16 protein-coding genes and 1 pseudogene are annotated in these 13513 nt (G+C 62.4%); 13 read left to right on the top strand and 4 right to left on the bottom strand.

The features are described from left to right. Positions 1-430 precede the first annotated feature (430 nt). Positions 431-742, bottom strand: a complete 312-nt coding sequence (locus tag EKO19_RS37325; protein ID WP_129782535.1) for a hypothetical protein — start codon at positions 740-742, stop codon at positions 431-433. Positions 743-1077: 335 nt separating this feature from the next. Here EKO19_RS37325 and ubiA point away from each other — a divergent pair, with 335 nt between their 5' ends. Next, entirely contained in the window at positions 1078-1977 is a 900-nt protein-coding gene (ubiA, locus tag EKO19_RS37320) for a 4-hydroxybenzoate octaprenyltransferase (RefSeq protein WP_407676686.1), read from the top strand. A 43-nt stretch (positions 1978-2020) separates the two neighbouring features. Here ubiA and EKO19_RS38540 read toward each other — a convergent pair whose 3' ends face one another. Next, positions 2021-2518, bottom strand: coding sequence for a ComF family protein (locus EKO19_RS38540; protein ID WP_157995631.1), 498 nt, complete (start codon positions 2516-2518; stop codon positions 2021-2023). Between the two features lie 24 nt (positions 2519-2542). After that, positions 2543-2830: pseudogene (locus EKO19_RS40140) on the bottom strand (double zinc ribbon domain-containing protein); the annotation flags it as partial. 141 nt (positions 2831-2971) lie between these two features. Between EKO19_RS40140 and bioB the strand changes: the two are divergent. From bioB to EKO19_RS37280, 8 genes are all read left to right on the top strand, one after another. Next, a complete protein-coding gene (bioB, locus tag EKO19_RS37310; protein WP_129782533.1) occupies positions 2972-4030 on the top strand; it encodes a biotin synthase BioB in 1059 nt (352 codons plus the stop codon). A 108-nt stretch (positions 4031-4138) separates the two neighbouring features. After that, the gene (gene bioC, locus EKO19_RS37305; protein ID WP_129782532.1) at positions 4139-5011 is read left to right on the top strand and encodes a malonyl-ACP O-methyltransferase BioC; all 873 of its coding nucleotides are present in this window, start codon (positions 4139-4141) and stop codon (positions 5009-5011) included. A 141-nt stretch (positions 5012-5152) separates the two neighbouring features. Further along, positions 5153-5599, top strand: coding sequence for a DUF2244 domain-containing protein (locus EKO19_RS37300; protein ID WP_157995630.1), 447 nt, complete (start codon positions 5153-5155; stop codon positions 5597-5599). Positions 5600-5673: 74 nt separating this feature from the next. Continuing rightward, complete coding sequence (coxB, locus tag EKO19_RS37295; protein ID WP_175597343.1) at positions 5674-6531, top strand: cytochrome c oxidase subunit II; 858 nt, start codon at positions 5674-5676, stop codon at positions 6529-6531. A 6-nt stretch (positions 6532-6537) separates the two neighbouring features. Continuing rightward, positions 6538-8133, top strand: a complete 1596-nt coding sequence (ctaD, locus tag EKO19_RS37290; RefSeq protein ID WP_129782530.1) for a cytochrome c oxidase subunit I — start codon at positions 6538-6540, stop codon at positions 8131-8133. Then, the gene (locus EKO19_RS39635; RefSeq protein ID WP_281281156.1) at positions 8133-8258 is read left to right on the top strand and encodes a hypothetical protein; all 126 of its coding nucleotides are present in this window, start codon (positions 8133-8135) and stop codon (positions 8256-8258) included. The genes ctaD and EKO19_RS39635 overlap by 1 nt, the downstream gene beginning before the upstream one ends. A 14-nt stretch (positions 8259-8272) precedes the next feature. Next, positions 8273-8812 carry a cytochrome c oxidase assembly protein gene (locus EKO19_RS37285; protein ID WP_129782529.1) on the top strand — a complete coding sequence of 180 codons (540 nt, stop codon included), beginning with the start codon at positions 8273-8275 and terminating at the stop codon, positions 8810-8812. A gap of 40 nt (positions 8813-8852) precedes the next feature. Continuing rightward, complete coding sequence (locus tag EKO19_RS37280) at positions 8853-9737, top strand: cytochrome c oxidase subunit 3 (RefSeq protein WP_129782528.1); 885 nt, start codon at positions 8853-8855, stop codon at positions 9735-9737. A gap of 68 nt (positions 9738-9805) precedes the next feature. Here the strand turns inward: EKO19_RS37280 and EKO19_RS37275 are convergent, their stop codons facing one another. Next, entirely contained in the window at positions 9806-10006 is a 201-nt protein-coding gene (locus EKO19_RS37275; RefSeq protein WP_129782527.1) for a twin transmembrane helix small protein, read from the bottom strand. A 44-nt stretch (positions 10007-10050) separates the two neighbouring features. Here EKO19_RS37275 and EKO19_RS37270 point away from each other — a divergent pair, with 44 nt between their 5' ends. The 4 genes from EKO19_RS37270 to EKO19_RS37255 all read left to right on the top strand — a co-directional run bounded on the left by EKO19_RS37270 (position 10051) and on the right by EKO19_RS37255 (position 13496). Then, complete coding sequence (locus EKO19_RS37270) at positions 10051-10806, top strand: SURF1 family protein (RefSeq protein WP_129782526.1); 756 nt, start codon at positions 10051-10053, stop codon at positions 10804-10806. Beyond that, a complete protein-coding gene (locus EKO19_RS37265; RefSeq protein WP_129782525.1) occupies positions 10790-11404 on the top strand; it encodes an SCO family protein in 615 nt (204 codons plus the stop codon). The genes EKO19_RS37270 and EKO19_RS37265 overlap by 17 nt, the downstream gene beginning before the upstream one ends. 124 nt (positions 11405-11528) lie before the next feature. Then, positions 11529-12092 (top strand): hypothetical protein, encoded by a 564-nt coding sequence (locus EKO19_RS37260; protein ID WP_129782524.1) that lies wholly within the window; start codon positions 11529-11531, stop codon positions 12090-12092. Positions 12093-12143: 51 nt separating this feature from the next. Continuing rightward, positions 12144-13496 (top strand): c-type cytochrome, encoded by a 1353-nt coding sequence (locus tag EKO19_RS37255; RefSeq protein WP_129782523.1) that lies wholly within the window; start codon positions 12144-12146, stop codon positions 13494-13496. The last annotated feature ends 17 nt before the right edge of the window (positions 13497-13513 follow it).

Here is a 13513-nt window from a genome sequence, read left to right as displayed (position 1 = left end):
TCGTTAGCGCCGCCGATTCCGGAGGCTGCGAAGACGTCGCCGCCTGAGGCGCACCAGCCGGAAAAGACTCAGCCGATGCATGCGATGCCGCCGGCGTCGCTGCCCCCCGTTTCGCCGCCTGCGCCGACTCAGGCCAAGCGAGGCGCGGATCTGACGCGGCCCCCAGCGACGCCGATTGCGACTGAGCCCACCTCGGCCCGCGGCGAGGCCGCGAAATCACCTTTGCCTCCTGCGGCGACATTGCCGTCATCGCAGACGGACGCGGCGAAGATGTCGCCTGCGCCGCCGCCGTCAACAAGCCAGCCAGGCGCGAAGCCATCGACGTCGTCCGGCGCCGGACCAGCGACACCACCGCCGCGAATTGAGACAGCGAAGGGATCGAAGCCGTCGAGCACGACACCCGCCCGTCAAGCGCTCACGCGACCGCCGGTCACACCGGCACAGCCGAGTGCGACGCCGCCATCGAATGCGCAGTCGTCGCCTCATAACGAGCCGGTGAAGACGCCAACGACATCGCCGGCGCATACAGCTTCGTCGTCTCACAACGAGCCGGTGAAGACGCCAACGACATCGCCGGCTCATACGGCATCGTCGTCTCCCAACGAGCCGGCGAAGACGCCAACGACATCGCCGGCGCATACAGCTTCGTCGTCTCACAACGAGCCGGTGAAGGCGGTGGCGACACCGCCAGCGCATACAGCGTCGTCAGCTCACAGCGAACCGGCGAAGGCGCCAGTGACATCGCCGGCGCATGCGGCATCGTCGTCTCACAGCGAACCGGTAAAGGCGGCCGCGACGCCGGCGCACGCGGCGTCGTCATCTCACACCGAGCCGGCGAAGGCGGCGGCGACGACGTCTGCCTCGAGCTCGGGCTGGGCTGCTCAGGCTGAGGCTGCCAAGACACCGGCGGTGCCGAGGGACTACGTGAAGACGGTCGCGATGATGGCTGCATCGCCGCCGCCATCATCCGCGTCGAGTTCGGCGGCCGCGCCCATCGCCCCGCCTGATATCGAACAACTTCAGCCCAGCCGACCAGGGTCGCCGGTGCGCGATCGCTTTCGGTGGTTGGGTCACAGAATCGCGACCACCGCCTTCGTCGCCGAAGTCCTTCCGGGCGCAGCAGCGAAGTTGAATGCGTACGCCGCGCTGACCAGGCTGAATAAACCGATCGGCATCTGGCTATTGCTATGGCCAGTGCTGTGGGCGCTCTGGCTCTCCTCCGGCGGCAAGCCTGATCCGCACGTATTCATCGTCTTCGTCCTGGGCACCGTGCTCACCCGCTCCGCCGGCTGTGCCATCAACGATTTCGCGGATCGAAACTTCGACGGTCATGTGAAACGAACAAAAGACCGTCCGCTGGTCACAGGCGCCGTCGACCCCATAGAAGCGCTCGCTCTATGCGCAGGACTGGGTCTGATCGCGCTGGGCCTGGCGCTCACCCTCAATCAACGCACGCAGTTGCTGACGATCGCGGGCGGCGTGCTCGTGCTCACCTATCCGTTCTTCAAACGTTTCTTCCCGCTGCCACAGATGTATCTGGGCATCGCATTCACCTGGTCCGTCCCGATGGCATTCACCGCGCAAACGGGAGAATGGCCACCCCGGATGGCGTGGGTGATGTTCATGGCGGGCCTGTTGTGGACGGTTGCGTATGACACGATGTACGCAATGGTGGATCGCGAGGACGACAGGAAGCTCGGCATCCGCTCGAGCGCACTGCTGTTTGGTGACGCCGATCGATTCATCATCGGCATCATGCAACTGATGACCTTGCTGGGCCTGTGGCTGATCGGACGCGAGCTTGAACTGGGCTTGTGGTACGGCTTGGGACTGGCGTTCGCGGCGATGTTCGCTCTGTATGAGCAGCTGTTGATTCGCAAGCGCCGGCCCGAGGATTGTTTCAAGGCGTTCCTGAACAACAACTACTTCGGCATGTCGGTGTTCATCGGCATCCTGCTCGAATACACGTTTCGATGAGAGATGAGATTTGCGCGTCTCCGCCTGCCGCGGGACGTTCGAGTCACTTCCGCTCCGCCCGCGCCACCGCCCACACTTCGATCCACTCCGCGCCCGCCGAGCGCAACAGTTTGGAAATCTCGTTTACGGTACTGCCCGTCGTAACGACATCATCGACAATCGCGACATGCCGCGCGACCAGCGGCCCCGTCAATGCGAACGCATGCTGTGTATTCGTGAGGCGCTCCTTCCGATCCAGCGACGCTTGCTCCTGAGTCTCGCGACGACGCGACACCAAATGACTGTTCAAGGTCAGCCCGAGCGACTTGCACACTGGCAGCGCCAGCTCACGCGCCTGATTGAACCCGCGCTCGCGGTAACGAGCCAGACCGAGCGGCACGGGAATGACCAGCTCCGGCCGGGTCTCACGGCGCGAAAGATGCCGGGCCAACAGCTGCCCCATGACCCGCCCGTAAACCAGCTCGCGTCGATACTTCAGCCCCTGAACCATGCGATCGACCGGAAACGCATAACGAAACGGCGCGACGCAGGCGTCGAACACCGGCGGCTGCTGTAAGCAGCGCCCACACAGCGCGACCTTGGAGCGATTTGACTGCAGAGGCTCGGCGCAATGCTCGCAGGCGTTATCGTTCAGCGGCAGATCGGCGTCGCAACCAGCGCAGAGATCGATTGGCTCGGGGTCCGAACGGTCAGGGCAAGCCGGCAGACCGGCTTGCCCACAAAGCGCGCATTGGGCCGGCCAAAGGCAACGCGCGGCCGCACCCGCCAAGCGCCTGATGGGCCGAATACCAAATTGCCGAGCCCGCACGGCTGCACAGGACCGGCTGATAATGTCGACTGCGGTTCCCAACATCGGTTGACAGGCTTCCCGGCCGCCACGAATACTTCCCGCCAGCATTCGGCCCGGCGGGCCGACCCTGCGTGACGCTCAACGGACAGCATGAAGCCGCCGAGTCGTGCGCAGTTGTCCGAATAAGTGAGGTTTGTCGTGGAAATGACCCGTTCCGAAGCCGTTCGCAACGCTACGCTGGTCGATCGCCTGGGTGCCGTGCGCACCGACTGGACGCTGGACGAGGTGCGCGAGCTGTTCGCGTTGCCGTTCTCCGATCTCATGTATCACGCGCAGCGCGTGCACCGGCTGTACTTCGATCCCAACCAGGTGCAGATCAGCACGCTGCTGTCGATCAAGACCGGCGCCTGCCCGGAAGACTGCTCGTATTGCTCGCAGAGCATTCGCTTCGAGACCGGCCTGAAATCCGAGCCGCTGATGGATCTCGGCGACGTGATGGAAAAGGCGCGCGCGGCGAAGGCGAACGGCGCAACTCGCTTCTGCATGGGTGCGGCGTATCGCAGCCCGAAGCCGAAGCAGCTCGCGCAGATCGTGGAGATGATCAAGGGCGTGCGCGCGATGGGAATGGAAACGTGCGTGACGCTCGGCATGCTGACGCCGGACCAGGCGCATCAGCTGAAGGACGCGGGCCTGGATTACTACAACCACAATCTCGACACGTCCGAGTCCCACTATAAGAAGGTGATCACGACGCGCACCTATCAGGATCGTCTCGACACGCTCGAGGCCGTGCGCAACGCGGGTATCAACGTGTGTTGTGGCGGCATTCTCGGCCTGGGCGAGAAGGAACAGGATCGCGCTGAGCTGCTCCATACGCTGGCGACGCTGCCTCAACATCCGGACAGCGTGCCGATCAATCAGCTCATGCAGGTGCAAGGCACGCCGCTGTACGGCGCGGAGAAGCCGGATGCGCTGGATTTCGTGCGCGTGATTGCAGTCGCGCGGTTGCTGATGCCCAAGGCACATGTGCGCTTGTCGGCCGGTCGCTCCGGCATGAGCGACGAAACGCAGGCGCTGGCATTCCTCGCGGGCGCGAACTCGATTTTCTACGGCGACAAGTTGTTGACGACTGAAAATCCGGAAGAGGACAAGGATCGTCAGCTGTTCGCAAAGCTTGGCATCACGGCCGAGCCGCTGGCCGAGCAGCACAGCGCGCCGAGCTGCTCGCGTCGGCATGAGGATGAGCAGCTCATCGCGAGCTGATGGCGCCGTGGCTCAGCGACACAACACATTTAAGTAATTGTCGTTGCGCGCCGGCCCGGAATGAGCCGCGGTGAGGGGCACGAGCGCAAAGCGCGATATCCTTCGCGCATGCCCGATGAGTATTACCTCGACCCCGCCCGTGTAAGACGTTCTTTCGACCAGGCCGCGAAAACTTACGACGCCGCAGCCGGCGTCGCGACGGAGATCCGCAATCGGTTGCTGGAGCGACTGGACTACGTGAAGGTCCAGCCGAAGGTCGTGCTGGACCTCGGCGCCGGCACGGGTCACGCGAGCAAGGCGCTCAAGCAACGCTATAAAAGTGCCGAGGTCGTCGCGATCGATGTGTCGCCGGCCATGCTGGTCGAGGCCGACAAGCGGCAAGGCTGGCTGCGCCGGTTCCATCGGATCGCCGCCGACGCACACCGGCTCCCCATCAAGGACGGCAGCGCGCAGCTGGTCTTCAGCAACCTGATGCTGGAGTGGTGCCACGATCCCGACGCCGTGTTCCAGGAAATCCGCCGGGTCCTGCAGCCGGGCGGGCTGCTGACTTTCGCCACCCTCGGCCCGGACACTTTGCGCGAATTGCGCGACGGTTGGCGCAAAATCGACGCCCACCCCCACGTTCATCGCTTTATCGACATGCACGACCTGGGGGATGCGCTGATGCGCGCGGGGCTGGCCGAGCCCGTCATGGACACCGAGCGGCTGACCGTAACCTACCCCCACCTCGACGCGTTGCTGTCGGAGCTGACGGCGAGCGGATCGACCAATCTGGCCCATGGCCGGGCGCGCGGACTGACCTCCAAAGGCCAGCTCGATTCGCTCCGGAGCGCCGTCCAGCCGGCCCCAGGGCAGGCCGTACTACCGGTCTCGGTAGAAGTGGTCTACGGTCATGCGTGGGCCGGCGAACTTCGTCCCCGGGCTCGGACCGAGGGCGAATTTCGGGTGCCGGTGACCAGCATCACCGCCCGGAAACGTTAAGTTTTTTGCAATCACTCGGTAATTGCAGCAACGAAGATCTGACGCTTTGACAACAGTATCTACACGATGAATGCTCGGGCCGACCTGCCGCCGCCTCGCCCGACCCCGGACGCCGCTCCCGCGGAACGGGTACTCGAGCTCATGCCACACAGGTCGCTGACTCCCAAGACCGCGCGCATCTTCGTCGCCCTGGTGGCGGCCCCCACCTTCGCCGTCGCTCTGATGTTTACCGCCCAGGGCTTCTGGCCCATCCTGCCGTTCGCCGGCCTGGAAATCGGCCTGCTGGCCTGGGCGGTCCATGCCTCCATGCGTTCAGGGCAGGAGCGGGAAACCATTACTGTCAGCCAGGACTCGGTGATCATCAGACACTGGGACCGGCGCGGCGTGCAGTCATCGGTATTTCCTAGACATTGGTCGAGGGTTACACTCCACGCCCCGCCGGCGGCGCTACATCCCAGCCGACTCATGTTGGAGTCGCGTGGTCACGCCTGCGAGGTGGGCAGGTTTCTCACAGAGGACGAGCGCCGCAGCCTCGCGGTGCGTCTACAGCAGCTGGTGGGGAATATGAACGAAACGCCCGCGCTATGAGGTAGCGCGGCGTTGAACTGCGGGCGCGATGCGCGGACGCGGGCAGAACGAAGCACTTGGGAGCATTAGGGCCAATGAAGATCGTTAAATATGCCGCCGGGATGTTGGGGGCAGCGTTGTTGCCCACCGGGGCGGCGCTGGCGGCATGGGAACTCAACATGCCGGTCGGCGTGACCGAGCTGAGTCGCGACATCCACGGCCTGCACATGATGATCTTCTGGATCTGCGTGCTGATCGCCTGCGCGGTGTTCGGTGTGATGATCTATTCGATCGTGAAGTTCCGTCACTCGCAGGGCGCGGTGCCGGCCAACTTCGATCACAGCACCAAGGCCGAGATCATCTGGACCATCATTCCGGTCGCCATCCTGGTCGGCATGGCCATCCCGGCCGCCGCCACGCTGGTGAAGATCGAGGACACGCGCAACTCGAACCTCACCATCAAGGTCACCGGCTACCAGTGGAAGTGGGAGTACGAGTACCTCGATCAGAAGGTGAAGTTCTTCTCCACGCTGGCCCGCGACAGCGATGCCGCCCGCCAGACCGGTTCGGGCGTCGATCCCTCGACGGTGCCCAACTACCTGCTCGAAGTCGACAAGCCGCTGGTCGTGCCGGTCAACGCGAAGGTGCGCGTGCTGCTCACTTCGAACGACGTGATCCACGCCTGGTGGGTGCCGGCCTTCGGCATGAAGAAGGACGCCATCCCGGGCTTCGTGAATGAATTGTGGTTCCGCGCCGATGAGCCCGGAATCTATCGCGGCCAGTGCGCCGAGCTGTGCGGTCGCGACCACGGCTTCATGCCGGTGGTCGTGCATGTGAAGTCGCAGGCCGAGTACGACAGCTGGCTCGCCGAGCAGCAAGGTGGCGGTACTCCCGCCGCTGCTGCCGCCCAAGTTGAGAATGCAGCGCCGGTAACGGCCGCTGCCGCGGAGTAAAGAACCATGGCACACGCACACGACGCTCACGCTGCTCACGACCACCATGACGATCACGGCCCCGCCAAGGGCATCGGTCGCTGGCTGTTCGCGACCAATCACAAAGACATCGGCACGATGTACATGCTGTTCAGCCTGCTGATGTTCTTCATCGGCGGCGCGATGGCGATGATCATTCGCGCCGAGCTGTTCAAGCCGGGCATGCAGCTGGTCGATCCGATCTTCTTCAACCAGATGACCACCATGCACGCGCTGATCATGATCTTCGGCGCCGTCATGCCGGCGTTCGTCGGTCTGGCGAACTGGATGATCCCGCTGCAGGTCGGCGCGCCGGACATGGCGTTGCCGCGCATGAACAACTTCAGCTTCTGGATCCTGCCGTTCGCGTTCACGATGCTGATCGGCACGCTGTTCGTGCCGGGCGGCGCGCCCGCCGGCGGCTGGACCATGTATCCGCCGTTGTCGCAGCAGACCGGCGAAGCCTTCCCGATGCTGATCTTCGCGGTTCACCTGATGGGCGCGTCCTCGATCATGGGCGCCATCAACGTGATCGTGACCATCATGAACATGCGCGCGCCCGGCATGTCGCTGCTGAAGATGCCGATCTTCGTGTGGACCTGGCTGATCACCGCGTACCTGCTGATCGCCGTGATGCCGGTGCTCGCCGGTGCCGTGACGATGTTGCTCACGGATCATTACTTCGGCACCACGTTCTTCGAAGCCGCCGGTGGCGGCGACCCGGTGATGTTCCAGCACATCTTCTGGTTCTTCGGTCATCCCGAGGTGTACATCATGATTCTGCCGGCCTTCGGCATCATCTCGGAGATCATCCCGACCTTCTCGCGCAAGCCGCTGTTCGGCTACGACGCGATGGTGTACGCGACCGCCTCGATCGCCTTCCTGTCGTTCATCGTGTGGGCGCACCACATGTTCACGGTGGGCATGCCGCTGGCCGGTCAGATGTTCTTCATGCTCGCGACCATGCTGATCGCGGTGCCGACCGGCGTGAAGGTGTTCAACTGGACCGCGACCATGTTCAAGGGCTCGCTCAGCTTCGAACCGCCGATGCTGTTCGCGATCTCCTTCCTGTTCCTGTTCACGATCGGCGGTTTCTCGGGCCTGATGCTCGCGATCGTGCCGGCGGACTTCCAGTATCACGACACCTACTTCGTGGTGGCGCACTTCCACTACGTGCTGGTGCCGGGCGCGGTGTTCTCGCTGATGGCCGCCGCTTACTACTGGCTGCCGAAGTGGACCGGTCACATGTACAACATGAAGCTGGCCAAGGCGCACTTCTGGCTGTCGACCATCTTCGTGAACGTGCTGTTCTTCCCGCAGCACTTCCTGGGTCTGGCCGGCATGCCGCGTCGTATCCCGGACTACTCCACGCAGTTCGCCGACTGGAACATGATTTCCTCCATCGGCGGCTTCGGCTTCGGTCTGTCGCAGCTGCTGTTCGCCTACATCGTGTTCGCCTGCATCCGTGGCGGCGAGAAGGCGACCGACAAGGTTTGGGACAGCGGCCGTCCGCAGGGCCTGGAGTGGACGTTGAGCTCGCCGCCGCCGTATCACAGCTTCGAAACCGCGCCTGAAGTGAAGTAATGGCTACCGAGATTCGCGATCCCGACCGTAAACGTGGCATCCAGCGCACGCTCCTCTGGTGCGTGCTGCTGGCCGCGACGTTCTATTTCGGTTTCATCGCCATGGCGGTGTTGCGCTCCCACTGAGCAGACCAGCGATCATGACGGACGCATCCCTCAACCAAGCGAATCGCTCGCTGACCCGGCAGCTGTGGATCTTTGCTGCCGGCAGCTTCGCGTTCGGCTTCGCGCTGGTGCCTCTGTACAACGTGATTTGCGACGTCACCGGTTATGGCGACCGGACCAAGCTGGTGCAGGCGAGTACTTTCACCGCGCCGGAAGATGTGAACCGGACCGTGACCATCGAGCTGATGGGGGATGCGCCGTCGATCGGCGACTGGGAATTCCGGCCCGAAGTCGGATCCATCGAAGTGCATCCCGGCAAGTTGACCGAAGCGAAGTTCTACGCACGCAATCTGCGCTCGCAGGCGGTGGTGGCCCAGGCCATCCCCAGCATCGCACCGTTGCAAGCGACCAAGTACTTCCACAAGACCGAATGTTTCTGTTTCACGCCGCAGCCGTTCGACGCGCAACAGGAGCGAGAGCTCACGGTGCGCTTCATCGTCGATCCGAAGCTGCCGGTGAACATCGATCGCTTGACGCTCTCGTACGTCATGTACGACGCGAAGAGCACGAGCTGACTTTTTACTGAATTGTTTTGAACTTCAGTGGCAGATAACTATGGCCCACGCACAGACCACGCACGCGCCGTCCGATAAGTATTACGTCCCGCACAGTAGCCCGTGGCCGCTGATCGGCTCGATCGCGCTGTTCACGACCGTCGGCGGAGGCGCGCTGTGGCTCAACCACGCTCAGGCCGGCCCGTGGGTGATGACGGTCGGCTTCGGCATCCTGCTGTTCATGTTCGCCGGCTGGTTCGGCGCCGTGATCAAGGAAAGCGAAGCCCGCATGTACAACGACGCGGTGGATCGCTCGTTCCGCATGGGCATGATGTGGTTCATCTTCTCCGAGGTCATGTTCTTCGCGGCGTTCTTCGGCGCGCTGTGGTACGCCCGTAACTTCTCCGTGCCGTGGCTGGGTGGCGAAGGCACGCGCGCGCTGACCAAGATCATCCGTGGCGACAACTACGAAGCTGCGTGGCCGACCGACGGCCCGGGTAACGTGGGTGGCGACTTCGACGTGATTCCCGCGTTCGGTCTGCCGGCCATCAACACCGCGATCCTGCTGACCTCGGGTGTCACGATCACCATCGCGCACCACGCCATCAAGGCGGGCAATCGCGCCGTGCTGAACATCTTCCTCGGCCTGACCATCCTGCTGGGCTTCCTGTTCGTGTACCTGCAGGCGCACGAGTACATCGAGGCGTATCAGCACTACAACCTGAAGCTGACCTCGGGCATCTACGGTTCGACGTTCTTCATGCTGACCGGCTTCCACGGTTTCCACGTGACCATGGGCGCGATCATGCTGACGGTGATCTGGTTCCGCTGCTTGAAGGGCCACTTCACGCCGACGCATCACTTCGCGTTCGAAGGCGTGGCCTGGTACTGGCACTTCGTCGACGTGGTGTGGCTGGGCCTGTTCGTGTTCGTGTACTGGCTGTAAGCAATCGACGAGTCGTACCGCGACTTACCGGGGCCGCCGCGTTCAGTTGAAGCGGCGGCCCTTTTGCTTTACATGCCCTTCGGCGTGATCAAACCCTGCGACCAGGCCAGCAGCAGGAGCACGAACAGCAGCACGGACAGACCGACGCGCACGGACAGCGCGTTGACCATCTTCTTCGATGAGCCCTTGTCGGTGACCAGATAGAACAGGCTGGACGCCATGCTGAGCACGATGGCGACCAGGCAGGCGATGATGACGAATTTGACCATGGGACTCTCCTGATCCGGCAAACGCGGATCGCAAGCAGTATATCGTGAGCTCTTCCCATACAACGCCGCGAACCCGAGTCTGGCGCCCGAGCATGTTCGGCGCGGCGCTGACTGTGTTTGGCGTGGCGTTCTTTATCTGGCTCGGATTCTGGCAGCTGGGCCGCGCCGATGAGAAGCAGGCGCTGCTCGATCAGTACGCCAAGGCACAGCAGACGCAGGTCGAAATCACCACGCAGAACGCCGCGAACCTGCCGCGCTATCAACGCGCCAAGGTGTCCGGTCATTTCGACCCGGCTCACCAGATATTGCTGGATAACATGCCGTCGCACACGGGCCAGCCGGGTTTTCGGGTGCTCACCCCTTTCGAAACATCGGCCGGTTGGCTGCTCGTCGACCGAGGTTGGTTGCCGCTGGGCAAGACGCGCAGTGAGTTGCCGGACATTCCGGTAGTCAATGACCCGCGAACGATCACCGGCACGATCGACGAGCTGCCTCGAGCCGGCATCCAGCTGGCAGCGCCGCCGGTCGATCCCAAGACTCCGTGGCCGCGTGTGCTCAGCTTTCCGGAGCAGTCGGCTCTGGAACAGCAGTTGGGGCACGCGCTCATTCCTGGATTGCTGCTGCTCGATGCTTCACAACCCGACGGCTACGAGCGCATCTGGGAAGTCCATCTCGGCTTCATGCCGGAACGACACATCGGCTATGCCGTGCAGTGGTTCGCGTTCGCGGTCGCCGCCATCATTCTTTTCGTTATCACCAGTTTCCGTACCAAGAAGGCAACAGATGAATCGCCCCGTTGAACAAACCTCCCAGGGCTCGCGGTCGCGTAAACAAATGTGGATCCTGATCGGCGCCTTCTTCGCGCCGCTCGCTCTGGCCTTCCTGCTTTATTACGGCGTCGGCATTCGGCCGGCGGGCACCACCAACAAGGGCGATCTGATCAGCCCCGCCGTCCCGCTGCCTGAAGTGGAACTGCCTGGCGCAACGGATCAACCGCTTGCAGCCAATGCGCTGCGCGGCAAGTGGAGCATGGTGTTCATCGGCGATGGCGCCTGCGATGCCCGCTGTCGGGAAGCCCTTACGTTGATGCGTCAAACGAGACTGGCGCTCGGCGACAAGATGGAACGGGTCCAACGGGTGTTTCTAATTTCCGGCAACTGCTGTGACCAGGCTTATCTCGACGCTGAACACACCGGCCTGTTGCTCGGACGCATCGACAATCCCGCGGGCCAGACATTATTAGAAACATTTCCGGATACAGCCCAGGTAACCGGGCTGGGGCGCATTTATCTGGTGGACCCGCTGGGCAATCTGATGATGAAGTACGATCCTGATGCACCGCAGAAGGGTCTGCTGGACGACCTGAAGAAATTACTGAAGCTGTCGCATATCGGATAACTGTGACATAGTCGTGCCGCTAGCGAAGGAGTGCGCCACGGCATTTCATCGCGTGCAGACCGGATTTGAATAAAGAGGTATTGCGTAACGGTTGATCAGTTCTGCAGCCCCCGGGGGATTTGCCATGAAATGCATCTACTATCTCGCGTCGACGCTGAAGAGCACTCAGGACGTGTCCGATGATCTGCATGAAGTGGGCGTCGAAGATTTCTATCTGCACGTGATCTCCAAGGACGAGTCGGGTCTCAAGAAGCAGCACATCCATTCCTCGAACTATTTAGAAACCCTGGACATTGTCCGCGACGGTTTCATCGGCGCCGCGCTCGGTTGCGTGGCCGGTTTGATCGGCATCTCGCTGCTGATGTACTTCAAACCCCTGGGCCCCGACTTCGAAATCCCGACGCTGGTCTATGCGCTGCTGGTCGGCGCCGCGACGTTGTTCGGTGCGTGGGAAGGCGGCCTGACCGGCATCGCCACCGAGAACAAGAAGCTGGCCCGGTTCCACGACGATATCGCGGCCGGCAAATATCTGATCCTGGTCTACGTCGCCAGGAACCAGGAAGCAACGGTGCGCAAGATGATGGACGAGCGTCACTCGGACGCCGACATGGTCGCCATCGATTCCCATTGCGTCAATCCATTCACCGGAGTCGACCGGGTCACCCAAAGAGCCGCCACCAGAACCTGAAGACACAACAACAATAATTGCTCTTCAGGGAATCGAAGAGAGGAGCCGCCCATGCTCATAGCGATCGCGCTGATCGTGCTCGTCGTGGCCACCGTGTTGTTCCATTTCCTGAGCCCGTGGTGGTTCACGCCCATCGCGTCCAACTGGACCATGGTGGATTCGACCGTCGACGTGACCTTCTGGGTCACGGGTATCGTGTTCGTCGCGGTGAATCTGTTCCTGGCCTGGTGCATCATTCGTTACCGGCATCGCAAGGGCAATCGAGCTCACTACGAGCCGGAGAATAAAAAACTCGAATGGTGGCTGACCGGCATCACCTCCGTCGGCATCGCGGCGATGCTCGCACCGGGCCTGTCGGTGTGGGCCAAGTTCGTCACCGTGCCGGAAGATGCATCGGTGGTCGAAGTGCTCGGCCAGCAATGGGCCTGGGCCTATAGATTCCCCGGCAAAGACGGCCGGCTCGGCGCCTCCGACGCCAATCTGATCAGTGTCGACAATCCCTTCGGCATGGATCCGAATGACCCCGTCGGTCAGGACGACGTGCTGATCCAGAATCCGCAGCTGCATCTACCCATCGACAAGCCGGTGAAGGTGTTATTGCGCGCGAAGGATGTGAATCATCAATTCGCCGTGCCGCAGTTTCGCGTGAAGATGGACATGGTGCCGGGCATGGTCACGCATTTCTGGGTTACGCCCACGCGCACCGGTGAGTTCGACGTCCTTTGTGAGCAACTCTGTGGCGTCGCTCACTTCGCGATGCGCGGCCGCGTCGTCGTGGATACGCAGGACGATTTCGACAAATGGCTCAGCACTCAGCCGACCTTCCAGAAAACGCTCGCGGCGACCAAGGGCGATCCTGCTGCGGGCCAGGCGTTATTCACTGCGTGCTCCGCATGTCACGGCGCGCAGGCGGAAGGCAATCGCGAGCTGAATGCGCCGAAGCTGAGTGGACAGGCCGACTGGTATCTGATGCGCCAGATCCACAGTTTCAAAGACGGGGTACGCGGCTCGAACGATCAGGACACGTTCGCGAAACAGATGATTCCGTTCGCGTCCATGCTCGCCGACGACACCGCCGTTCGCAACGTCGTCGCTTATATCAAGACCCTGCCTGAAGTCCGGCCGGCGGCCAGCGTGGTCGGCGATCCGGTGCGCGGCAAGAAGCTGTATGAAACCTGCACTTCCTGCCACGGCGCCAATGCGAAGGGCGTCTGGTCCACCAACGCACCGCGCTTGTCGAACATGAGCGATTGGTACATGGCGCGCCAGCTCGAACACTTCCGCGCCGGCATTCGCGGCACTCATCCACAGGACTTCCACGGCTCGCAGATGCGCTCGATGGCAAAGGTACTCGCCGACGATCAGGCCGTCGCCGACGTGCTCGATTACATCCGGACCTTATAGAAGGCTCTCTAGAACAT

Origin of the sequence: Peristeroidobacter soli, from assembly GCF_004138485.1 — a bacterium.
Taxonomy (GTDB): domain Bacteria; phylum Pseudomonadota; class Gammaproteobacteria; order Steroidobacterales; family Steroidobacteraceae; genus Steroidobacter; species Steroidobacter soli.
The sequence above is the reverse complement of the archived record's forward strand: the minus strand, read 5'-3'. Positions and strand labels throughout refer to the sequence as shown.